The sequence below is a fragment of the Brevundimonas subvibrioides ATCC 15264 genome (assembly GCF_000144605.1).
In the GTDB taxonomy this organism is placed as follows: domain Bacteria; phylum Pseudomonadota; class Alphaproteobacteria; order Caulobacterales; family Caulobacteraceae; genus Brevundimonas; species Brevundimonas subvibrioides.
The window spans coordinates 1,171,207-1,196,736 of the sequence record NC_014375.1 but is presented as its reverse complement, the minus strand read 5'-3'; the positions used below and the strand labels follow the sequence as shown (position 1 = coordinate 1,196,736).

The following is a 25,530-nucleotide window of genomic DNA, read 5'->3' as shown; positions in this document are numbered from 1 at the left end:
CCAGACGACGCTAGTAGGCGAGGCCGACAAGCACCTCGATCAGGCGCTGCGGCGCGAACGGCTTTTCCAGAACCAGCATCGCGCCGGCCTCCGTCGCGCGCGCGACCAGGTCGCGGTCGGCGTGACCGGTGACCAGGATCACGTGGACGGGCACGACCCGCGCCCGCAGGGCCCGCGCCACCTCGATGCCGCTCAGGCCCGGCATGCGGATATCGCACACCACACAGGCCGGCTGGTCCTCCGGAAGGGCGAGCAGGAAGGCCGCCGGATCGCCGTGGCTCGTGACGTCGAAGTCATGCGCCATCAGAGCGAAGGCCAGGCTGTCGCGGAACGGCGCGTCGTCGTCGACGATGTGAATGGCCAGTCCGGTCATGACGCGTCCGATTCCGTCGCCGCCAGCGGCAGGGTGAAACTGAAACAGGCACCGCCGGCCGCAGCCGGTTCAACCCAGATCCGCCCATGATGGGCTTCCACGATCGTCCGGCAGATCGCCAGTCCGACGCCCATGCCCTGGGTGCCCTTGCTGCTGACGAAGGGCTCGAACAATCGGCCTTCAACGTCCGGCGCTATTCCAGGGCCGTTGTCGGATATGGAGATCATCACCATTCCGCCGTCATGCGGTCCGGTCGTGACGTGCAGGCGTGGCTCGGTGACCAGTGCCGTCGCGTCCAGCGCATTGCGGATCAGATTGTGGATGACCTGGTTGATCTGGACCGCGTTTACGCTGACGACCAGATCGAAATCCTGATGCTCAGTGGTCAGGCGAACGTCTTTCGACAGGGCCCCGAGCATCGCAAAGGCGCACGCCTCGTCGACGAGGGGAACCAGGGTCATGGGCTGACGGACATTGTCTTCCGTCGAGACGAACGACCGCAGATGGCGGATGACATGGCCGGCCCGCAGCGCCTCCTCGACCGCCTTGTCCAGGTGCGGCAGCAACGGGCTGTCCGGTGTCTGTCCGGCCAGCATGCGTCGACAGCCATGCAGGTAGTTGACGATCGAGCCGAGCGGCTGGTTCAGCTCGTGGGCGAGGGCCGCGGCCATCTCGCCCATGGCCGACACGCGTGAATCGCGACGAAGCCTTGCCTCAAGCTGCTTTCGCTCGGTGATGTCGACGGACATGCCGACCAGCCCGGTGACAGCCCCTTCCGCATCCCGCATCGGCGTCTTGGTCGACAGCCACACGCGGACGCCCTTCACGGGGTGTTCCACGACTTCTTCCAGTTCCAGCGCCGCGCCGCCGTCCATGACAAGGCGATCATGTCTCATGATCGTCTCGGCATTGGCCGCGTGATTCAGGAACTCGGCGTCCGTCCTACCCTCCACCTCGGCCCACGGCTTGTGGATCAGGTCCAGGGTGGCCTTGTTGGCCAGCAGCACCCGGCCGGCGAGGTCCTTGGCATAGATGAGGCCGGGCGCCGTTTCGACGATGGTGCGCAGCAAGGCGTTCGACCGCTCCTGCTGCTTCATGGCGATGCGCAGTTCGCTTTCGGTATCCTCGACCCGCACCGCCAGCGCCGCCCGCGCGGCGTCGAGCTCGTCGACCGTGCGGCGGTGGGCCTCGATCTCGGCCTGCATCGCCTGGGGCGAGGGCAGGAAAATCAGCTTGGGCACCAGCCGATACAGGGCGATTGCCGTCAGGACCAGGATCACGGCCGCGGCGACCTTCAGCCAGCTTTCGGTGAGGTACAGCGGAACCCAGAGGACGAGGATGCTGGCCACATGGGTCAGGCCGCAGAACCCGATGAAGGCCGCAAACAGAAGGGCGACGCGCCGATGGCCATCTTCCAGATCCGGCCGTCCCCCGACGAACCGCACGATCCCGAAGGGAATGACGAAATAGGCGGCCGCGATCGCGGCATCCGAGGCGATGTGGAGGAACATCAGCTCCGGTCGCGACAGTAGGTCCACGCCGTGCGGCATGACCTCCCCGATCTGGGCCATCCAATCCATAAGTCGCCCCGTCAAGCGCCGACCCCGTATCGGGCAAACCACAGACAGGGGCCGGAGGAGACAATGGCGGTCGACGCACGCGGAATGCAACCGATGAGGCGCGAACCCCCGGCGTGCCGGCGTGCAGACCCCGGTCGTGACCGGCTTATAGTCCTAGCCCCCCATCGCCACGAAGCCGCCGTTGGCAAAGCCCGGCTTGCCGTAGGCCAGGGGCGACCCGTCCGCCGCGAGAACACGCCCCCCGGCCGCCTCCAGCACCGCCTGACCGGCGGCTGTGTCCCACTCGGACGTCGGGCCGGTGCGGGGGTAGGCGTCGAATCGACCCTCGGCGATCAGGCAGAACTTCAGCGATGAGTCCGTCCCCTGCCATCGGGTGCAGCCGTGGCGGGCGGCGAGGCGGGTCGCCTCCTCGTCGGTGACGCTGTGGCTGAGCAGGGCGATGCCTTCGTCGGGCCGGTTGCGGACCTTGATCGCCCGCCACGGCTCGCCGAAGCGGCGCATCTCGGCCCCGCCGCCGACAGCGGTGCGCCAGGTGGTCGCGGTGGCCGGGGCGGTGACCACCCCGGCGACGGGGCGGTGGTCCTGGATCAGGGCGATGTTGACGGTGAAGCTCTCCTTGCCCGCCACGAAGCCCTTGGTGCCGTCCAGCGGATCGATCAGCCAGAACACCGCCTCGGCGCTGGCGGGGCGACCCTCCGCCTCGGACTGTTCCTCGGCCACGGCCTGGACGTCGGGATACAGGGCCGAAAGCCGCGACAGGATCAGGGCCTCGGCCTGCTGATCGGCCAGGGTGACCGGGCTGGCGTCGGCCTTGGTGAACACCTCGCCGCCCGCCCGCCAGTAGGGCAGGATCACGCGGGCCGCGTCCTCGGCGATCTCGGCGATGTGGTCGTGCAGGGCGCCGGAGGCGAGGTCGGCAATCAGGGAAGCGGTCATTTCGCGGGGGATAGACCATGGGGGGTGGTTTCGCGAAGGGGCAAATCACCCCAGCTTCGCGCCCATGACCGATGCCGCCTTCGACACCCCGCTCGACAGCCTGCCGATGGACGGCCCCGAACTGGCCAGTCTGATCGCGGCCAAGCTGTGCCACGACTTCATCAGCCCGTCGGGCGCGATCGTGTCGGGCCTGGATTTGCTGAACGACCCGACCGCCCAGGACATGCGCGACGACGCCATCAGCCTGATCACCGACAGCGCGAAGAAGATGGTCGCCCTGGTCCAGTTCTGCCGCGTCGCCTTCGGGGCCGCGACGACGGCCGAGCGGTTCACGGGCGAGGAGCTGAGGGCCTTGGTCGACGGCGTGACCCACGGCGGGCGGGCCACCCTGGACTGGCGGCTGGAGGTCGCGGACTTTTCGAAGCCCCAGGCCCGGGCGATGGTGAACCTGGCCTATCTGACCGTGGCGGCCCTGCCGATGGGCGGACAGGCCGTGGTCACGGCACGAACGCAGGGCGCGGGGATCGTCCTCGAAGGTCTCGCCGAAGGGGCCCGCGCGCGGCTGAAACCCGAGGCCGCGACCGGTCTGGCCGGACAGCGGCTGACCGAGGGACTGGCCGGTCAGTGGGTGCAGCCCTACTGGCTCTGGCTCACGATCCGGCAGGCGCACGGGACCTTGAACGTCGAGGCCGTGGAGGGACGCGTCGTTTTGACGGGCACGATCCCGTCTTAATCCAACCCACCAACGAGTCGTTAACCGCCCGAGCCTGATTATGGGGTCGAAACGGCGAGCCTGATTCCGACCGTTGGGAGAACGACACACCGTGGATGTCCGGACCTGCCTCATTGTGGACGACAGCCGGATCATCCGGAAGGTCGCGCGCCGCATCGTGGAAGGTCTGGGATTCGAGGTCGACGAGGCGGCCGACGGCGTCGAGGCCCTGTCCTACTGCGCCGGCCTGATGCCCGATGTGATCCTGCTGGACTGGAACATGCCGGTCATGGACGGTCTGACCTTCCTCAGGCGTCTGCGCGCCCAGACCGGCGGCGACCACCCCAAGGTCCTGTTCTGCACCATCGAGACCGCGCCCGAACGGATCTCGGAAGCCCTGAGCGCCGGGGCCAATGACTACATCATGAAGCCGTTCGACGGCGAAATCCTCCATTCCAAGCTTTCGGAAGTCGGAGCCGTCTGAAGCCCAGCCATGCCCACCCCTGTGACCCGGCCATGACCCAGGACGACTTCGATCGTCTGCAGGCGTTGCTCGTCTCGCGGGCCGGCTTTCGGCTGGGTCGTGACCGGATCCATCTGGCCGAGCATCGCCTGGCACCGGTCGCCCGGCGCGAGGGCTTCGACAGCGTCGATGCCCTTCTGGCCACCCTGTGGGTCAAGCCGGTGGCCTCGCTGGGCTGGGCGGTGATCGAGTCCCTGCTGAACCCCGAGACCTGGTTCCGTCGCGACCGCGCCGTCTTCGACACCTTTGCCCGCGAGCTGCTGCCCGCCATCGGCCGCGTCCGGCCCGAAGGCCGCATCCAGGTCTGGTCGGCCGGCTGCTCCAGCGGCCAGGAGGCCTATTCGCTGGCGATGGCCGGTCTGGAGTCCGGGGCCAACATCGACATCGTCGCCACCGACCTGTCGCAGCGCGCGCTGGACAAGGCACGGGCGGGAGTCTTCAGCGCCTTCGAGGTCCAGCGCGGCCTGTCGGCCCACACCATGCTGCGCTGGTTCGAACCGGCCGAGGATGCGTGGGCCGTGCGACCCGAGCTGAAGAACGCGGTGCGCTTCGCCCGCCACAACCTTCTGGACGCTCCCACCGACGACGCCCGGTTCGACATCATCGTGTGCCGCAACGTGCTGGTCGAGATGGACCCGGCCCGGCGCGGTCAGGTCGTCGACTATCTGGAACGCCGCCTGGTCGACGACGGGGTTCTGGTGCTGGGTGCCGACGAACGCATCGAGGGCGACACCATCGCCTTCCGCCCCGTCGGCGGTCGGCGCGGCCTGTATGTGAAAGCCCCCTCGGCGCTGAGCCGGGCGGCCTAGGGCTGACATCGCCCGCGCGTTTGAGCATCGACACCGGCCGGTTTCGCCCCCTATCCTGACCGCGTGTCGGGGATGACAATCATGCGGTGGGCTCTGTTTCTGGGATCCTTGGCGCTGGCTCTGGCGATCGGGGTCTGGGCCCTGCAGGTGCCGGCGCCGCGCGACACGGGCACGCCCGCCACGGAATTCTCGGCCGCGCGCGCCATGGCCGACGTGCGCCAGATCGGGGTCCGTCCCCACCCCGTCGGATCGGCGGATCACGCGCGGGTCCAGAGCCATCTGGTCCAGCGGATGACGACCCTGGGGCTGAACCCCGTCCTCCAGTCCGGTGCCTTGTCGCCCGAGGCCATCGCGCGCCTGACCCGCTGGGGCGGCGATCCCGCCGCCGCCGGCAACGCCGCCGTGGACATCGTCGGCGTTCTGCCCGGGCGCGATCCGGGCGCGGCGGCGGTCGTGCTGATGGCCCATTACGACAGCGCCTGGGACTCGCCGGGCGCAGCCGACGACGGCGCGGGCGTGGCGGCGGTGCTGGAGGCGGTCCGGGCCATCAAGGCGCGCGGCCCGGCGGAGCGGACCCTGGTCGTCCTGCTCACGGATGCGGAGGAACTGAACCTCGACGGGGCGCGCCTCTTCTTCTCCGAAAACCCCCTGCGCGACCGGATCGGGGCCGTCGTCAATCTCGAGGCGCGCGGCGGGGGCGGCCGGGCCATGATGTTCGAAACCGGGCGCGGCAATGCCGAGACCATCCGCCTGTTCACCCAGGCCGTCAGGAAAGCGGACGGCGGGGCGACGTCCAATGCCCTGTCGATCTTCGTCTATGAAAACATGCCCAACGGCACCGACTTCACCATTCCGAAGAACCGGGGCATCGGCGGGGTGAATTTCGCCTTCATCGGTCGCCCGTCCCAGTATCACTCGCCGACCGCCACGCCCGACAACCTGGATCAGGGCGCGCTGCAGCACATCGGATCCCAGGCGCTGGAAGCGACCGACGCCCATCTGCGCGCCGACGCCCTGCCCGTCGCGGGATCCAACGTTGTCTATGGCGACATTCTGGGGCGGGTCTTCATCGTCCATTCGACCGGACTGGGCTGGACCCTGCTGGTCCTCGCCGCTGGCCTGCTGGCCTTCGCCGCCTGGGGCGCGCGCCATGCCACGGGGCTCAGCGCCGCCGACGTCGGGCGGGGCCTGCTGTCGGGCCTGTGGCTGCTGGCCATGGGGATCGTGGTCACGCACGGGGTCCGCGCCCTCGCCGGACCCTCAGCGGCGCGGGCCGAGTCGGCCGAGGTCTACTACACCCTGCTGCGCCGCCTGCCCTGGATGGAGGCGGGCGCGGGTCTGGCGGTCGTCGCGGTCGCCCTGGCCGCCCTGGCCGGACGCGCGGCCCTCGGCCCCCGGCTGCTGGCCGGCGTGGTGATCGCCAGCGTGGCGGCCATCCTCGTTCTGGGCGGCCCCGACTATGCGCTGCTGGGCGCGGGGGGCGTCGCCATCGCCCTGTCGCTCTGGAGCCAGACGGCCCCGAAGACCGTCTGGGGCGGATGGCTGGGGCTGATCGCCCTGGTCCTTGTTCTGGGCTGCGTGGCCCAGGCCCTTGCCCCCGAAGCGGCCCTGATCTTCGTCTGGCCCGGCCTGCTCGCCGCCGGTGCGGCCGCGGCCTGCGCCCTCGTCGGGGCCCGCCTCCACAGCGCGCCGTCGCTGGTGCCGGCGGCGCTGGCTACCGTGCTGGGAGGGGCCTGGATCGTGACCCTCGCCCACCCCGTCTTCCTGGGCGTCGGCATGGAGCTTCCCGGCGTGCTGGTCCTGATGGCGCTTCTGGTGCTGCTGTTCGCGCGACCGCTGGCACCGGAGCACACCCGGGCGACCCTAGCGGCGGGCGCGGCGGCCTGCCTGATCCTGGCCTGCGGGGTCTCGCTGACCGCGCGCTATGCCGAGCCGATGGGCGTGCCGGCCGTCGGCGGGCCGACCTGATGCGCCCTTAACCGGGCAGCAAACCCGGGCGTGTAGCGTCCGTCCATGAACCTGATCCACGCCCTGCAGGACTCCACCGATCCGAACTCGCTGGTGTCGCGGTTCCGCCGTGCCCGCGCGCGCCGCATCGTCGGCCTGATCGAGCGTACCCACGCCGCGAAGGGGTCGGTCCGCATCATCGATCTGGGCGGAGAGCCGGACTACTGGAACCTGTTCGACCGGGCCTTCCTCGACGCCTCGAAGGTCCACATCACCGTCGTGAACCCCGGCGGCGTGGACGAGGACTACGATCCCGCCCTGTTCGAGGTGATCGACGGCGATGCCTGCGACCTGCCGCAGTTCGCCGACCACGCCTTCGACCTGGTCCATTCCAACTCGGTCATCGAGCACGTCGGCGACTGGGAGCGGATGGAGGCCTTCGCCGCCGCCTGCCGTCGCCTGGCCCCGGCCTACTACGTCCAGACGCCCTATTTCTGGTTCCCGGTCGAGCCGCATTTCAGCGCGCCCTTCTTCCACTGGCGCTCGGAGCAGAGCCGGGCGCGGGCCCTGCTGAAACGCGGCCACGGCTTCTCGCCCAAGGCTCCCGACATGGGCCAGGCCATGCGCGACGTTCAGCACGCCCGACTGCTGGACAAGGGGCAGTTCCGTTTCCTCTATCCCGATGCCGTCCACCACGACGAGGTCGTCGCCGGCCTGACCAAGTCGCTGATCGCCGTGCGCGAGCCGACATCGCACTGACATCGACCCCGCGGTAACCTCCATGGCGGTCCCGGCGAAGGCCGGGGCAGATCGTTCACGGAGATATCCGCCATGGCACGCCCTGCCCGCACCGCCGTCCTGAACCCCGACGTGCGTCGTCGCCTGGCGCTGTTCGCCAGTCTCGGTGTCGTCGCCGCCGCCCTGCTCGCCGGTCGCGGCACGGCGCGTCCGGCGGACGCCGCCCCCATGCCCTCCGCTCCTCCGGCCGCGTCGGGACTGACGGTCGTGGAGCTGTTCACCAGCCAGGGCTGCAACTCGTGCCCGCCCGCCAACGCCAATCTGGTCACCCTGTCGACCCGGCCCGACATCCTGGCCCTGAGCTGGAACGTCACCTACTGGGACGGCCTGGGCTGGAAGGACACCTTCGCCCAGGACGCCTTCACGCGTCGCCAGCGCGACTATCAGCGCGGCCTCGGCACCGACAACGTCTGGACGCCCCAGGTGGTCGTCGACGGCCGCGACCACGTCGTCGGCCAGCGCATGGCCCAGATCCAGGGCCTGATCGACCGGCACCGCCGGTTCTCCGGGCCGGCCGTGGAGTTCCGCGACGGGGCCGTGGGTTTCGCCGGCGGTGCCGCGCCTTCCGCCCCCGCCGACGTCTGGCTGGTGCGTTATGAGCCCCGCCCCATCGATGTGCCGGTCGAGCGCGGCGAGAACGGCGGCCGCACCCTGCCCCACGCCGCCGTCGTGCGCGAGCTCGTCCGTCTGGGCGACTGGCGCGGGCGGACGGTCGGCTATCGCCTGCCCGCCGCGACCCGCCCCGGTCTGGCCACGGCCGTGCTGGTCCAGGCCCCCGACGGCGGCCCGATCCTCTCCGCCGCCAGGGCCTGATCTGACGTCGTCTGACGCGGTGCCTCGGAGCCGTTGCGGACCGCTCCGCCACGGCTAAGGTTCGCGTCAGGGGGACGTATATGAACCAGACCAACACGAGCCGCACCCGCGGCATCGGCCTCGCCATTGTGGCCGCCGCCATCATCGCGCTCGGCGCGTGCACCAGCGCGAGCGAGGCCGCATCCAGCGAGGATCGGGGCGACTTCGTCGTCCGCCCGGCCGAACTGACCAGCGACGACTACACCGAACTGGCGGCCCAGCTGTCCGAGGAACGCTGGCTGGAAGACGTCGCCGATGTGCTGAACGAGAGCCTGATCCTGCCGGTCGATATCGGCCTGCGCTTCGCGGAATGCGGCGAGAACAACGCCTACTATGTGCCGGACGATCGCGAGATCCAGATCTGCATCGAGATGTTCGAGGGGGAGCGCGAGACCTTCGCCGCCTATTTCGAGACCGATGAGGAGATCGAGGAGGCGGTCAACGGATCGTTCCTCTTCACCGTCTTCCACGAAGTCGGGCATGCCCTTGTGGACGTCCTGGAGATCCCTTTCACGGGCCGGGAAGAGGACACCGCCGACAGCCTGGCCGCCTGGTGGCTCATCGACGGCGACGATGGCGAGGAATCCGCCATCTCCGGTGCGCTCAGCTTCTATACCGACCCGTCCGAGGCGGGCGATCTGGAGGAGAGCGACTTCGCGGACGAGCATTCCCTCAGCCAGCAGCGGTACTACACCCTGACCTGCCTCGTGTACGGATCCGACCCGGACAAATACGCCAACCTTCTCGAGGAGGAATGGCTGACCCCCGAGCGCGCCGAACAGTGCCCGGGCGAGTTCGAGCGGCTGACCTCCACCTGGTACACCCTGCTGGACGCCCATCTCAAAGACTAGACGCCCCGGAGGCGGTACGTCAGAATCGGACGTACCGCCCTCGCCGAACCGCGCGTTCCGGAAAGAACATATTGGCAACCGGAACAAACCGTGCACATAGTCCGGCTCACAGGGAGCGGGTCACGGTCATTGGACCGAAGGCGGGCCTCTCCCCAAAGGCTTAATCGGGAATCATGGCAAGGGAGAGTGGCAAGGTGGCATCGCAGGCGGCATTGAAATTGGTGGGCAAGGACGACGGCGACAAGCAGCGCGCGCTTGAGGCGGCGATCGCACAGATCGATCGCGCCTTCGGCAAGGGCTCGGTCATGAAGCTGGGCAAGGGCGGGATCGCGGACGTGATCCCCTCGGTGTCCACCGGATCGCTCGGCCTCGACATGGCGCTCGGCATCGGCGGCCTGCCGCGCGGGCGGGTGATCGAGGTGTTCGGTCCGGAATCCTCGGGCAAGACCACCCTGGCCCTGCACACCGTGGCCGAGATCCAGAAGTCAGGCGGCACCGCGGCCTTCGTCGACGCCGAGCATGCGCTCGACCCCGGCTATGCCCAGAAGCTGGGCGTGAACCTGGACGATCTGCTGGTCTCCCAGCCCGACACGGGCGAACAGGCGCTCGAGATCGTCGACACCCTGGTGCGCTCCGGGGCCGTGGACATCGTGGTGGTCGACTCCGTCGCCGCCCTGACGCCCCGCGCCGAGATCGAGGGCGAGATGGGCGACAGCCTGCCCGGTCTTCAGGCCCGCCTGATGTCCCAGGCCCTGCGCAAGCTGACGGCCTCCATCTCCAAGTCCAACTGCATCGTCCTGTTCATCAACCAGATCCGTCACAAGATCGGCGTGATGTACGGCAGCCCCGAGACGACGACGGGCGGCAATGCGCTGAAGTTCTACGCCTCGGTCCGTCTCGACATCCGCCGCACCGGCGCGATCAAGGACCGCGACGAGGTCGTGGGCAACACGACCCGCGTCAAGGTCGTCAAGAACAAGGTCGCCCCTCCGTTCCGCGAAGTCATCTTCGACATCATGTACGGCGAGGGCATCTCCAAGCTGGGCGAGATCATCGACCTGGGCGTCAAGGCCGGGATCATCGAGAAGTCGGGCAGCTGGTTCTCCTACGACTCGACCCGCATCGGCCAGGGCCGCGAGAACGTGCGCGCCTTCCTCAAGGCCAACCCCGACATGGCCGCGGCCATCGAGGACAAGGTCAGGAAGTCCACCTCCAAGATCGCCGATGAGTTGCTCGGCACGCCGGAGCCGGACGAAGGCCAGGATCTCGAAGGCTGATCGGACAATCCTCCCCCGCCGCTTGGCGGGGGAGGGGGACCGCGAAGCGGTGGAGGGGGCGACCCCGGACACGGTGCGTGGTTCCGCCCCCTCCACTCCGCCGCAAGCGCGTCGCGGTCCCCCTCCCCCGTTCGCTTCGCTCCTGGGGAGGATTTCAGGACACTCCGCCCGGCTGGTCCCTGCGACCCGCCGCCGACCCCCGCGGGGATCGGGCCGGACGGAGTCGGGCCGCCCGGTGAAAACCGGGCGGCCCATTTTGCCGTTTCGCTGTGGCGGTGTGTCTCAGAAGTCCGGCGGCAGGTAGGGCCCTCCGCCCGAGCACACGAAGATCTGCGTCTGATCGTAGTAGGGCGTGGGGATGTAGGGGCGGATCACATAGACATAGCTCCCGCTCTGTCCGCATCGATCCGAGGCGTAGCCAAGGACCTCAGTCTTCGCCTCATCCGCATAGTACACATAGGAATAGGCGATCAGGTCCGGATCGTAGGACTGCACCGCCAGGGCCTGGGCCGGGCCGATGGCGGCAGAAAAGGCCGCTGCGGCGGCCAGTGACAGTACAGCTCGCTTGAAAGTCTTCACTTTGAACGCTCCCTCTACTCATGCGCGGGACTGCGCTCTCAAACGATGCAGCGCGCAACTCCGGGTCGCAACTCACAAATCCGTGCAATCTCAAGGTAAACGCGCCGGAAACCGTAACGCGCGCATCGCAACCGCGCTGGCCCCGGCAACGGCTAGCCCGTGCGAGCCGTCCCGGATCCCCGCGCCCATCGCTGCAGCGCGGGCCGCACCTTCAGAAAGGCCAGATAGAGTCGCTCCATCACCCCCAGCACGTGGCGATTGCGCGCCAGTCGCCCGAACGGGGCCAGCACGGGGATGGCCCGCCACATGGCCGCGAACGCTTCCGCGCCCGACACCATCCGGCCGTCCTCGCGCGCGTGAAACCGCGCCAGCAGTTCGGCCCGGTCCATCGGGCAACTGCCCTGACCGGAGGCGACATCGGTGAAGACGATGGCGCCCCGCCGGTCGAGCCTGCGCATCAGGTCGATCTCCCGCCGACACAGCGGGCAATCTCCATCGAACCAGACTTCCACCTCGGCCATGGCCCGTCATAGACTGCCAGAGCTCCGCCGTCCCCGCGCTCCGACGCCGCGCATCGCGCGCCTTGCCGCAGTCGCGCCCCCTTCACGCGCTTCATGCGTTGAATCGCCCTCTCTCCCACACGGAACCCTCCCATGGCCGAAGACGACATCCAGACCCTGACCCAGTTCAACCTGGCGGAAACCGACCACGGCTACGTGCTCGAGATCGGCGGCGACGCCGGCGGTCTTCTGCGCGTCGCGGCCAGCGCCGAACAGCTCGACGCCATCATCGAAGCCCTCGACGCCCTGCTGTCCGACGAGGACGACGCCGTCGACGATGCTTGATGCCGCGCGGGTGATGCCAGCGCCCGCGAAAGCCTATATGAGGCCCCTTCCCGTTCGCCGCTCGCCTGAAGACTGATCGCCATGTCCAGCCTGAAACAGATCCGTTCGACCTTCCTCGACTTCTTCGCGGCCGACGGCCACACGAAGGTCCACTCGGCCCCGCTGGTGCCGCAGAACGATCCGACGCTGATGTTCGTCAACGCGGGCATGGTGCCGTTCAAGGACTATTTCACCGGCGCGGCGACCCCGCCGTATCCCCGCGCGACCTCCTCGCAGAAATGCGTGCGCGCGGGCGGCAAGCACAACGATCTCGACAACGTCGGCTACACGGCCCGGCACCTGACCTTCTTCGAGATGCTGGGGAACTTCAGCTTCGGCGACTATTTCAAGGAACACGCCATCGAGCAGGCGTGGAAACTGGTCACCGAAGGCTACGGCCTCGACGCCAAACGCCTGCTGGTCACCGTCTACATCGACGATGATGAAGCGGCCGCGATCTGGAAGAAGGTCACCGGCTTCGGTGACGACAAGATCATCCGCATCGCCGGCTCCGACAACTTCTGGGCCATGGGCGACAACGGACCCTGCGGCCCCTGCACCGAGATCTTCTGGGACTACGGCGACCATGTCGCGGGCGGCCCTCCCGGATCGCCGGACGAGGACGGCGACCGCTACGTGGAGATCTGGAACAACGTCTTCATGCAGTTCGAGAAGGAGAACGACGAGATCGTTCGCAGCCTTCCCAAGCCCAGCGTCGACACCGGCATGGGCCTGGAGCGGATGACCAGCGTGCTCCAGGGCAAGAACTCGGTGTTCGACACCGACCTGTTCCAGACCCTGATCGCCGCCTCGGAAGACGCCACCTCGACGAAGGCCGAGGGGGACCGCGCCGCCAGCCACCGGGTCATCGCCGACCACCTGCGGTCCTCTTCCTTCCTGATCGCCGACGGGGTCACGCCGTCGAACGAAGGCCGGGGCTATGTGCTTCGCCGCATCATGCGCCGCGCCATGCGCCACGCCCACCTGCTGGGGGCCGCTGATCCCCTGATGCACCGCCTCGTCCCCACGCTCGTCTCCGAGATGGGCGAGGCCTATCCCGAACTGGCGCGCGCCCAGGCCTCGATCGAGGAAACCCTGAAACAGGAAGAGATCCGCTTCCGCACGACGCTGGGCCGCGGCATGGGCCTGCTGGAGGACGCCACGCGCGACCTCGGCGAAGGCGGCGTCATCCCCGGCCAGACCGCCTTCACCCTTTACGACACCTATGGCTTCCCGCTGGACCTGACCCAGGACGAAGCGCGGCGGCGCGGCTTCACCGTTGATACCGACGCCTTCGATGCGGCGATGGAGCAGCAGAAGACCCGCGGCAAGGCCAACTGGAAAGGCTCGGGCCAGACCGCCTCGACCGGTGAATGGCTGGCGTTGAAGGACCGTCTCGGGCCGACCGTCTTCACTGGCTACGACGCCGTCGACGGCTCGGGCGAGGTGCTGGCGATCCTGAAGGACGGCACGGCTGCCGACAGCGTGGAGACCGGCGAAACGGCCGAGGTCCTGTTCGACCAGACTCCCTTCTATGGCGAGGGCGGCGGCCAGGCCGGCGACAAGGGCGAGATCGAGTGGGCGGGGGGATCGGCCCGCGTCCTCGACGTGCTCAAGCCGACCGGCGACCTCTATGCCCATACGATCGAGGTGACCTCGGGCACCCTGGCCATCGGCACGCGCGCCCAGCTTCGCGCGGCGCCCGACGCCCGCCTGACCACCCGCGCCAACCACTCCGCCGCCCACCTGGTGCATGCGGCGCTGAAGAATGTGCTCGGCCCCCACGTCGCCCAGAAGGGCCAGCTGGTTGATGCCGAACGCATGCGTTTCGACTTCAGCCACAACGCCCCCCTGACCGAAGATGAACTGGCGCGTATCGAGACGGAAGTGAACGCGGTCATCCGCCAGAACCTGCCGGCCGAGACCAAGCTGATGGGCCCGCAGGAGGCCATCGAAGCCGGGGCCGTCGCCCTGTTCGGCGAGAAGTACGGCGACGAGGTCCGCGTCCTGACGCTCGGCAAGTCGCTGACCAGCGACAAGCCCTATTCGGTCGAACTGTGCGGCGGCACCCACGTGGCCCGCACGGGGGACATCGGCCTGTTCAAGATCACGTCCGAGACGGGCATCGCCGCCGGCATCCGCCGCGTCGAGGCCCTGACCGGCGAGGCGGCCCGCCAGTTCCTGCTGGCCCAGGCCGGCGTCGCCAGATCCCTGGCGCAGACCTTCAAGGTCCAGCCGCTGGACGTCCCCGCCCGCGTCGAGGCCCTGAGCACCGAACGCAAGGCGCTGGAGAAACAGGTCGCCGAGCTGAAGAAGCAACTGGCCCTCGGCGGCGGCGGCTCGGCCAATGCCGCGCCCGAGGAGATCAACGGCGTCAAGCTGATCGCCCGTGTGCTGGACGGCGTCGACGGCAAGGGCCTACGCGGCGTGGCCGAGGATTTCCGCAAACAGGTCGGCAGCGGCGTCGTCGCCCTGATCGGCGTGACGGACGGCAAGGCCGCGGTCACCGTGGCCGCGACCTCGGACGTCACCGACCGGGTGAACGCGGCCGATCTGGCGCGCGCGGCGGTCATCGCCATGGGCGGACAGGGCGCGGGCGGCAAGGCTGACTTCGCACAAGGCGGCGCGCCGGACGGATCAAAGGCCGAGGCCGGCCTGGCGGCGGTGCGGGCGGCGCTGGCAGTCTGATCGCCGCTTGACGGACGGGGTGGTCTGTCGCCCCATGCGGCCCTCGTTTCGGGGGCACGCCATGAAGACCATCACCGCCGGGCTCGCCGCCCTGCTGCTGTCAACGGCGGCCCTGTCGGCAGCCGCCCAGACCCCGTCGGCACCCCCGGCGGCCGAAACGTCCAACCCGGTCCTGACCGGCCTGCTTTCCGACTACGAGGCCTTCCTCAAGGCCAATGACCCGATTTCGGCCGGGCTGGAGGGCGATCAGGCCGCCAAGTCGCGCCTCCCGGACGCCTCGCGCGCGGCCGAGGTCGCTCGCCGGGCTCCGCTGCAGGCGTTTCTGGACCGCGCCCGGGCCCTGCCGTCCGACGGCCTGTCGTCCGAAGACGCGCTGAACCGCGACTTCCTGATCTGGGTACTGAACCGCTCGATCGAGGCGATCGGCTACGATTCGGGACGCCTCGCCTTCGACTCGGAGGGCGGGCCGGGCCAGACGGCCAACTACCTGGCCTCGGTCACGCGGATCGCGACGGCTGCCGACGGCGAGGCCTGGCGGTCGCGGCTGGAGGCCCTGCCTAAATTCTATGACGACCAGCTTGCCAACGCCCGGCGCGGGCTGGAGACCGGCTTCACCCAGCCGACCTCGGTGGTCGAGAGCCTGCTCGTCGCGCTTCGGAACGAGGTCGCCTTCACGCCCGAGACCGACCCGCTGCTCAAGCCGTTCGCCGCCCTGCCCGCGTCGATGCCTGCTGCGCAGCAAGCCGACCTGAAAGCGCGGGCCGCGGCGATCGTGGCGACGCAGATCGTGCCGCGCCGGCAGGCCTGGTTGGCGTTCGTCCAGAACGACTATCTGCCCGCCGCCCTGCCCGAAGTGGGGATCGGCTCGCGGCCGGGCGGGCGCGACTACTACGCCTTCCAGGCCCGCAGCTACACGACCACCGACCTGACGCCGGATCAGATCCACCAGATCGGTCTGGCCGAGGTGGCCCGCATTCGTGCGCGCATGGAGGACGAGATGCGCGCCTCGGGCTGGACCGGAGACTTCGCCGGCTTCCTGACCCACCTTCGGACCGACCCGCGCTTCTACGCCACCTCGCGCGAGGACATGATCGAGAAGGCGTCCGAGATGGCCAAGCGGGCCGACGGCGGTCTGCCCGCCCTCTTCCGCACCCTGCCGCGGCTGACCTACAACGTCCGACCCGTGCCGCTGGACATCGAGGACACCTATACGACCGGCCGGTACAACGGCGGCTCGCTGACCGACGGGGTGCCGGGCGGCTACATCGTCAACACCGGGCGGCTGGATCAGCGGCCGCTCTACGAACTGCCCGCCCTGACGCTGCACGAGGCGGTGCCCGGGCACCATCTGCAGATCGCCCTGCAGCAGGAGGCCAGCCAGGGCCCGTATTTCCGACGCAACGTAGACGTCACCGCCTTCACCGAGGGCTGGGGTCTGTATTCGGAGTTCCTGGGCGAGGAGATGGGCTTCTACCGCACCCCCGAGGAGCGGTTCGGTCGGCTGTCCTACGAGATGTGGCGCGCCTGCCGCCTGGTCGCCGACACCGGCATGCACTCGATGGGATGGACCACCGAACAGGCCCGCCAGTGCTTCACCGAAAACTCGGCCCTGTCGCCGCACAACATCGAGACCGAGTTGCAGCGCTACATCGGCTGGCCCGGTCAGGCCCTGGCCTACAAGATCGGCGAAATCCGGCTGAGGGCGATCCGGACCCGCGCCGAAACCGCTCTGGGCGACCGGTTCGACGTCCGGACCTTCCACGACGCCCTGCTGGTCGACGGCCCCCTTCCGCTGCACCTGCTGGACCAGCGGATGGATCGCTGGATCGCCGGCCAGCGCTAGGGCCGACCGGGCCTGGGCCTAGCCCTCGGGCAGATCGATGCCCGTCAGCTTCCAGTCGAACATCCCCTGCCGCGTCAGCAGCAGCTTCAGCGTCTGGTTCGGACGCTCCACATCGGTCAGGCGGACCGCGAAGGTGTTCATGTCGCGATAGCCGTAAGTCTGGCGGATATCGGCACCGCGGTCCTCGGCCGCCGGCGTGGGCTCCCGATCCGTCGGATCGGGCACTTCGGCCGTGCGGACCATGGCCGCGACCGTCGGCGCATTGACCAGGGCATCCACAGCCCCGCCCACCAGCATGGGACCGAAGATCATGCCGAGACCGCCCAACCCGCTGTCGCGCACGCGGGGATCGGCCTGGGCCTCCGCCATCAGCCGGGCAGTCAGTTCGTCCTTCAGGCTGTCGCGAAACGCCGGAAAGTCGACCAGCCGCTCCAGTGCCGGCTCGTCGCCCGTCTCCGCCGCCGCGACCAGCGCCCGGACGGTCAGGAAGGGCGAGCCGAAATAGGCGACCAGAAAACCGAGGATGGCCAGGCCGATCAGCCCCTTGAACAGGCCCTTCATCGTTTCGTCTCCGGCGTCGTCGTGGGGGTGGGTGTCGTGGGCGGGGTGGAGCCGTCTGGCAGGCCGACGTGGACCAGTTTCCACTCGAACGGCCCCCTGCGCTCGAAGGTGAAGACGGTGGCGGATCCGCCCTCATCCGTCACGGCCATGCGGGCGCGGTTGACGCCCCAGTAGGCGGGCCGGGGCCATGGCGCGGGCGTGGCGTCGCTGCCCGGCGCGGGCATCCGGAGGGCGGCATAGCGCCCCTCGCCCCGTGTCAGGCCGTCGATCGCGTCGGGAGTCAGATAGGCGTCGGGGTTCGGGCCCTGGGGCGCGACCGTGTCCTCGAACTGGCGGCGGAAGGCCCCGATCGGGTCGTTCATGAAGGACGGCGGCGGGGTCATGGCCTCGGGCCGGTTCGAGAGCTGGGGCCGCAAGGACGCGCGCACCGCGTCGAAATCCACCAGCCGCTGCAGGCCCGCGACGTCGTCCGACTGCGCGGCCGAGCGTATGCCGAAGAACGCCACGGCCGGTGCCGCGAAGAACGACACGACCGTCAGCGCGATGGCGACCAGCACCAGCCTGCCCAGAATGTTCTTCACGCGGTGGTCTCCCCTCCTCCGGCGCAGGCCGCATCATGCACGCTCGGAGCCACGGCTCAAACGAAACCCCGCCGGAGAAGCTCCGGCGGGGTCGAAATAATCCGGACGCTGTTGGCTTTAGCCGAGGTCGGGCAGTTCAGCCTTCAGGTTCTCGGCCACCTTGTCGAGGAAGCCCTCGGTGGTCAGCCAGCCCTGCTGGTCGCCGACCAGGAGCGCCAGGTCCTTGGTCATGAAGCCGGCCTCGACCGTCTCGACCACGACCCGCTCCAGGGTGGCGGCGAAGGTGGCCAGTTCGGCGTTGTCGTCCAGCTTGGCCCGGTGAGCGAAGCCGCGGGTCCAGGCGTAGATCGAGGCGATCGAGTTGGTCGAGGTGGCCTCGCCCTTCTGATGCTGGCGGTAGTGGCGCGTCACGGTGCCGTGGGCGGCTTCGGACTCCAGCACCCGGCCGTCCGGGGTCAGAAGGACCGAGGTCATCAGGCCCAGCGAGCCGAAGCCCTGGGCCACGATGTCGGACTGGACGTCGCCGTCGTAGTTCTTGCAGGCCCAGACGAAGCCGCCCGACCATTTGATGGCCGCGGCCACCATGTCGTCGATCAGGCGGTGCTCGTAGGTCAGGCCCTTCGCCTTGAATTCAGCGGCGTAATGCTCGTCGAACACGGCCTGGAAGATGTCTTTGAAGCGGCCGTCATAGGCTTTCAGGATCGTGTTCTTGGTCGACAGATAGACCGGGTAGTTGCGCTGCAGGCCGAAGGCGAAGCTGGCGTGGGCGAAGTCGGTGATCGAGTCGTCGAGGTTGTACATGCCCATGGCGACGCCCGCCGAGGGGAAGTCGAACACCTCATAGTTCTGCTCTTCGCCATTCGCGCCGACCCACTTCATGGTCAGCTTGCCGGGACCGGGGACCAGGAAGTCGGTGGCCTTGTACTGGTCGCCGAAGGCATGGCGGCCGACGACGATGGGCTGGGTCCAGCCGGGCACCAGGCGCGGCACGTTCGAGCAGATGATCGGCTCGCGGAAGACCACGCCGCCCAGAATGTTGCGGATCGTGCCGTTGGGCGACTTCCACATCTTCTTGAGGCCGAACTCCTTCACCCGGGCCTCGTCCGGGGTGATGGTGGCGCACTTCACGCCGACGCCGTGCTTCTGGATCGCGTGGGCGGCGTCGATCGTCACCTGGTCGTCGGTGGCGTCGCGATTCTCCATCGACAGGTCGTAGTAGTCGAGCTTCAGGTCGACGAACGGGAAGACCAGCTTGTCCTTGATCCACTGCCAGATGATGCGGGTCATCTCGTCGCCGTCGATGTCCACGATGGGATTGGCGACCTGGATCTTGGCCATGGGAAGGGTCCTTGGATGCTGGATAGTCAGGGAGGTGGCGGGCGGTATAGCGACGCGAAAGCCGGGTGGCAAAGGTGCCAAACCGAAAAGGCTCTTCCTAGATACAGCAGCGCCAAAGTTCTGCGTACTGGCCAGCCGCACCAGCCTTGATCGAGGCCGGTGCGACACATGGCGAAGGGTCTCTGCCCACGCCCCCCCGAGCCAGCAGGCCCAGCCACAATCTGAGCAGTTCAGCCTCCACCATGGAGGCTGTCCTTTGCCGGTTTCCGGGGTTCTGGGGCTCGGTTATCAGTGGGCCCGCAGCGTCTTTCTCTTGGGTGACGCGAGAAGAATTGAACGCCACCTCCGCCTAATACACCAAAACCGGGGAAACCTTCCCGCGCTCGCCTGACAGCGCCGCCTCTCGACCGCTACGAATGCAACCAAGATCCCATTCGCCGTGCAACTTTTGAGAAACCAACAGCTTGTTGCGAATTTTCGGCGGCAGTCCGAATCTCGATCACAACAGCTTGGCCGGAACCCCGATCTGGAATTAAACTGACGGGGTCAGGTAGAGGATAACGCCGCTCTAGTCATTATTGGATCTAATCCGAAACGGGCTAAGGATTTTAGCGAGCCAGTATTTGAGAAAGCCTTGGCTTGATTTGCCGCTCCAGACTATCGGACTGTGATAATATGCCGAAGCACATCGACGAACCGCAGCGACGCTCCGGAATGTGGCGTCGTCCCCCGCGATGCTAAAGAAGCTGCCTCCTGGGTTGAGGCTGGAGCGCTTGCATCCTTGGGGATCCCAGCGCGATGACACGTCGTAGTCACGAGCAACGATCTTAAGGACATGCCTGTCTCCGTGACGACCAACAAATGTGCCGGTTTCGACTGTCACACCCGCGTAGTCACTCATCGCCATCCCGCACGCCCCCCCACAGAGTATCTAAACATTAATGAGAATTCAGGATGACTTCAACGTTTACTATTCTGCGTGATGCCGCTCCTGGGCAGGGTGTTTTCGGGTCACTGCGCCAGGTCCCAAAGGCCCATATCCCGCATGACCTGGGGCAACGCAGGCAGTTCTGATGGATGTTGTTGCCGGCGAAGGCCGATTCCTCTTACCGCCGCAAGGTCAGGGTCACGCCCCCGGTGATCGGCCGGAGCGGGGTGCTGGCCAGGGCCTCGGGCAGGCGGAACGGATCGCCGTAGGAGAAGGTGTTGGCCTCGGTGTCGAAGGGGTTTTCGACATAGGCTGTCGCCGACCAGCGCCTGGACTCCACACCGATCGACGCGCGGCCGGTGACGTATTCGCCCATCCGGTAGCGCCGGGCCGCGTCGAAGGTCAGGCGGGATTCCCCGACATAGGCCACGGTCGCCTGGCCGATCAGGTCGAGCCCGAGACCGATTGGCCGGCGGTAGTCGGCAGAGAGGTTGGCCGAGCTTTCGGGCACGCCGGGCAGGCCGGCGTTAAGGCGCGAGTTGAACCCGGGGCTTGGGCTGGTGACCTCGGGACGGGCAAACAGGCCATTGGCGTGGATGCGCAGATGGTCCGTGGCCTGCCAGTTGACCTCCACCTCCAGCCCCGCGTTCCGCCCGTCACCCACATTGACCGCATACGACAGGCCGCTGGGCAGGAACTGGTCGCTCTGGATGTCGCCCCAGTCGGCGAAGAACAGGGTCGCCCGCGCCTGGACCCGGCCGTCCCAAAAGCGGCTTTTAGCCCCCAACTCGTAGTTGGTCAGGGTGTCCGGCGAATACCGCCGTGCCGGATTGCCGGCGAGTCCGTCGAACCGCTGGCCAAAGGGGCCGGCTGTATTGAAACCCCCGGTTCGCCGGCCCTGGCTGACGAGGCCGTAGAGATTCAGGGTGTCGTCAGGCTGCCAGGTGATGGAGATCATGGGCGACACCGTCGTCGCGCGGTCGTCACCCTCGAACGGGCGAAACGTCCCCCTGTGGCCGACCACAGACGCGACCTGATGGTCGAACGTGGAGACCCGGGCCCCGCCGGTCAGGGACCAGGCGGGTGTCAGCTGATAGCTGGCCTGGCCATAGGCGGCGATCTCGCTGGACCGGTCACGCCGGATTTCACGGTAGATGGTGGTCTCGACCGTGCGCAGGGCCTGCACCTGGCTGTCGGCGCGGGTCGTGCCACTGGAGTAGAAGGCACCGCCCGTCCAGCGCCAGCGACCGAGCGGCCGCGACGCATAGGTGACGTCCACCGTCGTCAGGTCGGTGTCCTGAACATCGTCGAGTGCGCCCAGGGTAGCGCCGGACCCGAACGTGCGCAGCGCGCTGGAGGCGTCGTATCGGCTCATGAACTTGTGGCGAACCGTCGCCACGGTCGCATCGAGCTGGCCCCAGTCCCCCGTCCCGCTGACGCCCGCGTGCAAGACCTCGAAGGTGTTCCGGTGCGGTTCGCGCACCAGGTTGGCGCGCGTCAGCCCGCCCAGGGTGCGATAGATGTAGTGGGTGTCCTCGGTCTGGATCGTCTGGCGGACCATACCGATGGTGGCGGACCAGTCGTCGTTGAGGCGACGGGTCAGCGACAGCCGCCCTCCCCGCCGCGCGCCCTCGTTGACCCGTGGCATGGCCAGGCTGATGTCATTGATGTAGCCGCCGAACCGCTCCTCGTAGACGACGCCGCGAAGAGCCAGATCGCCATCGAACAGCGGCAGGTTGGCGAAGAGCGACTCGTCGCGGTTCTCCCCGCCCTGACGCGTCCACGACCGGCTGAGCGACAGCCCCAGGTCGAAACGGGAGGCGTCGGGGCTCCGCGGCACGATGCGGACGATGCCGCCGATCGGGCCGGTCCCATAGAGTGTCCCCTGCGGTCCCCGCAGGACCTCGACGCGATCGACGTCGATCAGCTTCAGGTCCGGATCCGGCGCGCTGTAGGTCAGTGGAACCCGGTCGAGGTAAAGGCCCACGGTCGAATGGGTCAGGCCGGTGAAGGTGCCGTCCGACATGCCGCGCAACAGGATCTTGTTGCGGCCCGACCCCAGGTTAGTGACCGTCATGCCGGGCACCAGCGCATCCAGACCGATCATGTCCGTCACCCCGGCCAGACGCAGTCGATCCTCGTCAACGGCACTGAGACTGGTCGCGGAGACCTGGGCCCGGCCGATCCGGCGTTCCGCCGTGACGACGACGTCCGACACCGCGACCTCTGTCTCCAAGGGTGCGGGCGCCGGCGCCGTCGGCGGTGGCGGCGACGGGCGCGGCGGCCGGGGCGGCACGCCGGGGACGTCGGCGGCCGACACCCGGCGGATGATGACGGCGCCGCTGGATGTCAGGGTCCAGCGACAGCCCGAACCCTGCAGCACACGGTTCAGCGCCTCTTCCAGCGTCATCCGGCCCTGGATGCCGGGACTCACGGACCGGCATGTCGCGATGTCGCCGCCCAAGGAGCGACGCGACTGGAGGGCCAGTTGCATCAGGGCGTCGCCGACCCTCTGGCTACGGATGTTGAACGTATGGACAGGACTGGGCCGCAAGGAGGCCTGCGCGGACACCGGCCCTGCGACCGATGCGGTCAGGAGGACGGTGAGACCGAAAACCCGGGCGATCGGGCGTGCACCCCTGCCCTCAGCCCTCGCCACGCGCGGTCAGGCGGACCTCGGTCGAGGACCGGCTGACGCGGATCGGTAGAAGATCCTCCAGCTGCCTCGCCATCGTCGCCTCGTCTCCGACCTGCAGCACCCCGGTGAACATCACGCGTTTTGCAGGATCACCAACGATAACAGGCTTGTCGAGATAACGCGACAGGTCGTCGGCGACGGTCGAAAGAGACGCATTGCGGTAGATAAGCGTACCCTGGGTCCAGCTCGTCGCGGCGTCCGGCGATATCGTGGACAGCACCGGCGGCGCCAGCCCCACACGCTCGATCGACTGTCCGGCTCGCAGCCGGGTGTCGTCATGCCCCGCCCCTGCATCGACGGCCACGGCACCGCGCTGGACCGCGACGCGGTAGCGGCCCTTGTGGCTCAGGACATCGAAGGCTGTTCCCAGCACCCGCACGGACTGCTCGCCGGACCGCACGACGAAGGGACGGTCCGGCCGGTGCACCACGTCGAAAGCGGCTTCGCCCTCGTCCAGGGTGACCATGCGCTGGTCGTCCGTCATGCGCACCGACATCCGGCTGTGACGATTGAGATGCACGCTGGATCCGTCGTCCAGCACCACCACGCGCGTCGCATCGGTGGTGACGAAGGTCTGCGGCCGGCCGGACAGGTTCAGCCACAAGCCCGCGGCCAGCACCAGCGAGGCCGCGATGGCGAACGCCGGGACCAGGCGTCGCGTGACGGACGGGCGTCCGGACGGGCGGGCCCGACGGGGGGACGGCGACGGCGCGACAACGTCCGGCGCGGCCTCAGCCTCGTCGAGATCCAGCCACATCCGTTCGACGGCATCATATGCGCGCGGATGATCCGCGTCGGCTTCCAGCCAGCCCTGGAAGGCCAGCCACTGGCCTTCGTCGGCGGACTCGTCGCGAAGGGCGACGAACCACCGGATAGCCTGGTCGTGGACGGAGACGTCGGTCATGGGTGCCGTGGGCTGGGGAGACGGCCGGATGGCGTTCGTTGGTAGGACGTCACCGCACAGCGGCAACCTCCAGAGTTTGCATCGGCGAGCATCGACATCATGCTCCGCGCCCCGACGCCAGCCGCCGCAACGCTTCCATCATGTGTTTTTCAACCGAACTGCGCGAGATGCCAAGTGTCGCAGCCACTTCGGCATAGCTGAGCCCGTCGAACTTGTGCATGCGGAAGATCGATCGTGTCCGCTCCGGCAGTGTGTCCAGGGTTGTGAGAAGACCCCGCAAGCGCTGGCGATCCATGACCGCCGTTTCCGCCGAGGGGCTGTCGTTGACGTCTTCGGCCCCCTCGCTGTGATGGGCGACCTGTCTCCAGGCCGTGTCCCTGACACGGGCGCGGCGGCCCGATCTGGCCCGGTCCAGGAGCAGGTTCGAGGCCAGCCGATACAGGAAGGCGCGGGGTTCAGTGACCGCGTAGTCGGGGTCCAGGGACACGATCTTCAGATACAGATCCTGAAGCAGGTCCTCGATGTCGGTGTCGCTGCCGAGGCGGGCGCGCAGAAAACGGGCCAGGGCATCGCGCTGTTCCAGATAGACCGGGATCAGGACATGCTCGGGCTCGGCGGCCAAATCTTTTGTTCCCAAGGGCGCGGCGACCACGGTCGGACGGCCTGCACGATGAACATGGGCGGTTAATGCCGCGTGCGCGTGGGCCACGCAAGTACGCGCAACCCGCTGGATTCCCGTCGATATGACCCTGCGGCGCTCTCCGGCTCCGGCAGACCGGTGAGGTTAAGCCGCACCGGAGGCGTCTCACCTTCAGACCGCCTTCAAGGCGGCGGGGGTTAGCGTTTGCGTCACGGCCGTCTCCATGACCCGTCGAACAGCACACTCGCGCGGGGGATCTCGCACGATGTTTGACCTGTGGCGTTCGGGCTTCGTGCGCCGGTCGCTGACCAGCGTGGCGGCGTCGGGTCCCACGGCGGACGAGATCGTGTGGCTGCCCGACGATCCGGCGGGGTTCCGTTATGTCGCCGATCCGTTCGCGATCCTGCGCGACGGTCGCGTCACGGTCTTCGTCGAGGCCTTCGACTATCGCACCCGTCGCGGGGAGATCCATTACTTCCAGTATGACGAGGGGGACCGGCTGGTCGGCCAGGGTCAGGCTCTGGCCGAGCCGTTCCACCTGTCCTACCCCTGCCTGATCGCCGACGGCGACGACCTGTATATGCTGCCCGAGGGGCACAAGAGCGGGTCGCTGAACCTGTATCGCTGCGTGCGCTTTCCAGACCGCTGGGAGAGGCTGCCCGAGCCCATCATGCCGGTACCGGCCATCGATGCCTCGGTGGTGCGTCACGGCGGCCGGTGGTGGATGTTCCATGCCCTTCCCGGCCCCGGCGACCGCGCCATGCGCGAACTGCACGTGGCCCATGCCGACGCCCTGACCGGACCGTGGACGTCGCACCCGGCCAACCCGGTCGCCAGCGGTTTCGACAAGGGTCGGCCGGGCGGCACGGTGTTCGAGGCCGATGGTCACCTGCATCTGCCGATCCAGGACTGCGCGCACACCTATGGCGCTGCCATCAATCTGATGCGTATCGACACCCTGACCCCGGAGGCCTTCGGGGCCACGGTCGTGAAGCGGTTTGAGCCCGGCGGTATCCTGACTGGATATGGCGACGGCCTGCACACCCTGTCGGGGGACGACACGGTCGCCTGCATCGACGTGAAATCCATCCGCACCTCCCCCGCCGAGGGGTGGATCAAGGCCCAGTTCAAGGTGCGCCGACTGCTGGGCCTGAACAGGCCGGGTCGGGCCGCGCTGCGGTCCTCCGGGCCGAAATTCCCTTCCTCCCTCGTCGCTGGAGCCGCCTGA

Annotated in this window: 23 protein-coding genes; 12 read left to right on the top strand and 11 right to left on the bottom strand. The window is 68.2% G+C overall.

What is annotated here, in order from left to right; all coding sequences use genetic code 11:
- Positions 1 to 10 precede the first annotated feature (10 nt).
- From BRESU_RS05905 to cysQ, 3 genes are all read right to left on the bottom strand, one after another.
- Positions 11 to 373 (bottom strand): response regulator transcription factor, encoded by a 363-nt coding sequence (locus tag BRESU_RS05905; protein WP_013268603.1) that lies wholly within the window; start codon positions 371 to 373, stop codon positions 11 to 13.
- Positions 370 to 1,944, bottom strand: a complete 1,575-nt coding sequence (locus tag BRESU_RS16860; RefSeq protein WP_013268602.1) for a PAS domain-containing sensor histidine kinase — start codon at positions 1,942 to 1,944, stop codon at positions 370 to 372. Before BRESU_RS16860 ends, BRESU_RS05905 begins: the two co-directional genes overlap by 4 nt.
- A 162-nt stretch (positions 1,945 to 2,106) precedes the next feature.
- Complete coding sequence (gene cysQ, locus BRESU_RS05895; RefSeq protein ID WP_013268601.1) at positions 2,107 to 2,889, bottom strand: 3'(2'),5'-bisphosphate nucleotidase CysQ; 783 nt, start codon at positions 2,887 to 2,889, stop codon at positions 2,107 to 2,109.
- A 64-nt stretch (positions 2,890 to 2,953) separates the two neighbouring features.
- On the opposite strand from cysQ, the gene chpT reads away from it, so the two are divergent.
- The 8 genes from chpT to recA all read left to right on the top strand — a co-directional run bounded on the left by chpT (position 2,954) and on the right by recA (position 10,658).
- A complete protein-coding gene (gene chpT, locus BRESU_RS05890) occupies positions 2,954 to 3,622 on the top strand; it encodes a histidine phosphotransferase ChpT (RefSeq protein WP_013268600.1) in 669 nt (222 codons plus the stop codon).
- A 91-nt stretch (positions 3,623 to 3,713) separates the two neighbouring features.
- Entirely contained in the window at positions 3,714 to 4,085 is a 372-nt protein-coding gene (locus BRESU_RS05885; RefSeq protein WP_013268599.1) for a response regulator, read from the top strand.
- A gap of 32 nt (positions 4,086 to 4,117) precedes the next feature.
- The gene (locus tag BRESU_RS05880; protein WP_013268598.1) at positions 4,118 to 4,933 is read left to right on the top strand and encodes a CheR family methyltransferase; all 816 of its coding nucleotides are present in this window, start codon (positions 4,118 to 4,120) and stop codon (positions 4,931 to 4,933) included.
- An 81-nt stretch (positions 4,934 to 5,014) separates the two neighbouring features.
- Complete coding sequence (locus tag BRESU_RS05875) at positions 5,015 to 6,901, top strand: M20/M25/M40 family metallo-hydrolase (protein WP_013268597.1); 1,887 nt, start codon at positions 5,015 to 5,017, stop codon at positions 6,899 to 6,901.
- A 45-nt stretch (positions 6,902 to 6,946) separates the two neighbouring features.
- Entirely contained in the window at positions 6,947 to 7,639 is a 693-nt protein-coding gene (locus tag BRESU_RS05870; RefSeq protein ID WP_013268596.1) for a class I SAM-dependent methyltransferase, read from the top strand.
- A gap of 72 nt (positions 7,640 to 7,711) precedes the next feature.
- Complete coding sequence (locus BRESU_RS05865; RefSeq protein WP_013268595.1) at positions 7,712 to 8,491, top strand: DUF1223 domain-containing protein; 780 nt, start codon at positions 7,712 to 7,714, stop codon at positions 8,489 to 8,491.
- An 80-nt stretch (positions 8,492 to 8,571) separates the two neighbouring features.
- Positions 8,572 to 9,381 (top strand): DUF4344 domain-containing metallopeptidase, encoded by an 810-nt coding sequence (locus tag BRESU_RS05860; protein ID WP_013268594.1) that lies wholly within the window; start codon positions 8,572 to 8,574, stop codon positions 9,379 to 9,381.
- A gap of 194 nt (positions 9,382 to 9,575) precedes the next feature.
- Entirely contained in the window at positions 9,576 to 10,658 is a 1,083-nt protein-coding gene (recA, locus tag BRESU_RS05855; RefSeq protein ID WP_041761345.1) for a recombinase RecA, read from the top strand.
- 282 nt (positions 10,659 to 10,940) lie between these two features.
- On the opposite strand, the gene BRESU_RS05850 is transcribed toward recA, so the two are convergent.
- Complete coding sequence (locus tag BRESU_RS05850; protein ID WP_013268592.1) at positions 10,941 to 11,237, bottom strand: hypothetical protein; 297 nt, start codon at positions 11,235 to 11,237, stop codon at positions 10,941 to 10,943.
- Positions 11,238 to 11,389: 152 nt separating this feature from the next.
- On the bottom strand, positions 11,390 to 11,758 hold the full coding sequence (locus BRESU_RS05845; RefSeq protein WP_013268591.1) for a thiol-disulfide oxidoreductase DCC family protein: 369 nt from the start codon (positions 11,756 to 11,758) through the stop codon (positions 11,390 to 11,392).
- Between the two features lie 132 nt (positions 11,759 to 11,890).
- Between BRESU_RS05845 and BRESU_RS05840 the strand changes: the two genes are divergently transcribed.
- From BRESU_RS05840 to BRESU_RS05830, 3 genes are all read left to right on the top strand, one after another.
- Positions 11,891 to 12,082 carry a hypothetical protein gene (locus BRESU_RS05840; protein WP_013268590.1) on the top strand — a complete coding sequence of 64 codons (192 nt, stop codon included), beginning with the start codon at positions 11,891 to 11,893 and terminating at the stop codon, positions 12,080 to 12,082.
- Positions 12,083 to 12,163: 81 nt separating this feature from the next.
- The gene (gene alaS / locus BRESU_RS05835; RefSeq protein ID WP_013268589.1) at positions 12,164 to 14,809 is read left to right on the top strand and encodes an alanine--tRNA ligase; all 2,646 of its coding nucleotides are present in this window, start codon (positions 12,164 to 12,166) and stop codon (positions 14,807 to 14,809) included.
- Between the two features lie 61 nt (positions 14,810 to 14,870).
- On the top strand, positions 14,871 to 16,652 hold the full coding sequence (locus BRESU_RS05830; RefSeq protein ID WP_013268588.1) for a DUF885 domain-containing protein: 1,782 nt from the start codon (positions 14,871 to 14,873) through the stop codon (positions 16,650 to 16,652).
- A gap of 18 nt (positions 16,653 to 16,670) precedes the next feature.
- Here the strand turns inward: BRESU_RS05830 and BRESU_RS05825 are convergent, their stop codons facing one another.
- The 6 genes from BRESU_RS05825 to BRESU_RS05800 form a co-directional block, all read right to left on the bottom strand.
- Complete coding sequence (locus BRESU_RS05825; protein ID WP_013268587.1) at positions 16,671 to 17,213, bottom strand: DUF2939 domain-containing protein; 543 nt, start codon at positions 17,211 to 17,213, stop codon at positions 16,671 to 16,673.
- Complete coding sequence (locus BRESU_RS05820) at positions 17,210 to 17,794, bottom strand: DUF2939 domain-containing protein (protein WP_013268586.1); 585 nt, start codon at positions 17,792 to 17,794, stop codon at positions 17,210 to 17,212. Before BRESU_RS05820 ends, BRESU_RS05825 begins: the two co-directional genes overlap by 4 nt.
- Before the next feature lie 117 nt (positions 17,795 to 17,911).
- Positions 17,912 to 19,132 carry an NADP-dependent isocitrate dehydrogenase gene (locus tag BRESU_RS05815; RefSeq protein ID WP_013268585.1) on the bottom strand — a complete coding sequence of 407 codons (1,221 nt, stop codon included), beginning with the start codon at positions 19,130 to 19,132 and terminating at the stop codon, positions 17,912 to 17,914.
- Between the two features lie 1,106 nt (positions 19,133 to 20,238).
- Positions 20,239 to 22,614 carry a TonB-dependent receptor gene (locus BRESU_RS05810; protein ID WP_013268584.1) on the bottom strand — a complete coding sequence of 792 codons (2,376 nt, stop codon included), beginning with the start codon at positions 22,612 to 22,614 and terminating at the stop codon, positions 20,239 to 20,241.
- A gap of 91 nt (positions 22,615 to 22,705) precedes the next feature.
- Positions 22,706 to 23,662 (bottom strand): FecR family protein, encoded by a 957-nt coding sequence (locus BRESU_RS16855; RefSeq protein ID WP_013268583.1) that lies wholly within the window; start codon positions 23,660 to 23,662, stop codon positions 22,706 to 22,708.
- 97 nt (positions 23,663 to 23,759) lie between these two features.
- On the bottom strand, positions 23,760 to 24,314 hold the full coding sequence (locus BRESU_RS05800) for an RNA polymerase sigma factor (protein ID WP_013268582.1): 555 nt from the start codon (positions 24,312 to 24,314) through the stop codon (positions 23,760 to 23,762).
- A 253-nt stretch (positions 24,315 to 24,567) separates the two neighbouring features.
- Here BRESU_RS05800 and BRESU_RS05795 point away from each other — a divergent pair, with 253 nt between their 5' ends.
- Positions 24,568 to 25,530, top strand: coding sequence for a glucosamine inositolphosphorylceramide transferase family protein (locus BRESU_RS05795; protein ID WP_013268581.1), 963 nt, complete (start codon positions 24,568 to 24,570; stop codon positions 25,528 to 25,530).

What these genes read in the sequence shown, in the direction of transcription:
- BRESU_RS05905 (WP_013268603.1), bottom strand. Translation starts at nt 373, where the DNA reads ATGACCGGACTGGCCATTCACATCGTCGACGACGACGCGCCGTTCCGC.
- BRESU_RS16860 (WP_013268602.1), bottom strand. Translation starts at nt 1,944, where the DNA reads ATGGCCCAGATCGGGGAGGTCATGCCGCACGGCGTGGACCTACTGTCG.
- cysQ (WP_013268601.1), bottom strand. Translation starts at nt 2,889, where the DNA reads ATGACCGCTTCCCTGATTGCCGACCTCGCCTCCGGCGCCCTGCACGAC.
- chpT (WP_013268600.1), top strand. Translation starts at nt 2,954, where the DNA reads ATGACCGATGCCGCCTTCGACACCCCGCTCGACAGCCTGCCGATGGAC.
- BRESU_RS05880 (WP_013268598.1), top strand. Translation starts at nt 4,118, where the DNA reads ATGACCCAGGACGACTTCGATCGTCTGCAGGCGTTGCTCGTCTCGCGG.
- BRESU_RS05875 (WP_013268597.1), top strand. Translation starts at nt 5,015, where the DNA reads ATGCGGTGGGCTCTGTTTCTGGGATCCTTGGCGCTGGCTCTGGCGATC.
- BRESU_RS05870 (WP_013268596.1), top strand. Translation starts at nt 6,947, where the DNA reads ATGAACCTGATCCACGCCCTGCAGGACTCCACCGATCCGAACTCGCTG.
- BRESU_RS05865 (WP_013268595.1), top strand. Translation starts at nt 7,712, where the DNA reads ATGGCACGCCCTGCCCGCACCGCCGTCCTGAACCCCGACGTGCGTCGT.
- BRESU_RS05860 (WP_013268594.1), top strand. Translation starts at nt 8,572, where the DNA reads ATGAACCAGACCAACACGAGCCGCACCCGCGGCATCGGCCTCGCCATT.
- BRESU_RS05845 (WP_013268591.1), bottom strand. Translation starts at nt 11,758, where the DNA reads ATGGCCGAGGTGGAAGTCTGGTTCGATGGAGATTGCCCGCTGTGTCGG.
- BRESU_RS05840 (WP_013268590.1), top strand. Translation starts at nt 11,891, where the DNA reads ATGGCCGAAGACGACATCCAGACCCTGACCCAGTTCAACCTGGCGGAA.
- alaS (WP_013268589.1), top strand. Translation starts at nt 12,164, where the DNA reads ATGTCCAGCCTGAAACAGATCCGTTCGACCTTCCTCGACTTCTTCGCG.
- BRESU_RS05830 (WP_013268588.1), top strand. Translation starts at nt 14,871, where the DNA reads ATGAAGACCATCACCGCCGGGCTCGCCGCCCTGCTGCTGTCAACGGCG.
- BRESU_RS05825 (WP_013268587.1), bottom strand. Translation starts at nt 17,213, where the DNA reads ATGAAGGGCCTGTTCAAGGGGCTGATCGGCCTGGCCATCCTCGGTTTT.
- BRESU_RS05815 (WP_013268585.1), bottom strand. Translation starts at nt 19,132, where the DNA reads ATGGCCAAGATCCAGGTCGCCAATCCCATCGTGGACATCGACGGCGAC.
- BRESU_RS16855 (WP_013268583.1), bottom strand. Translation starts at nt 23,662, where the DNA reads ATGACCGACGTCTCCGTCCACGACCAGGCTATCCGGTGGTTCGTCGCC.
- BRESU_RS05795 (WP_013268581.1), top strand. Translation starts at nt 24,568, where the DNA reads ATGTTTGACCTGTGGCGTTCGGGCTTCGTGCGCCGGTCGCTGACCAGC.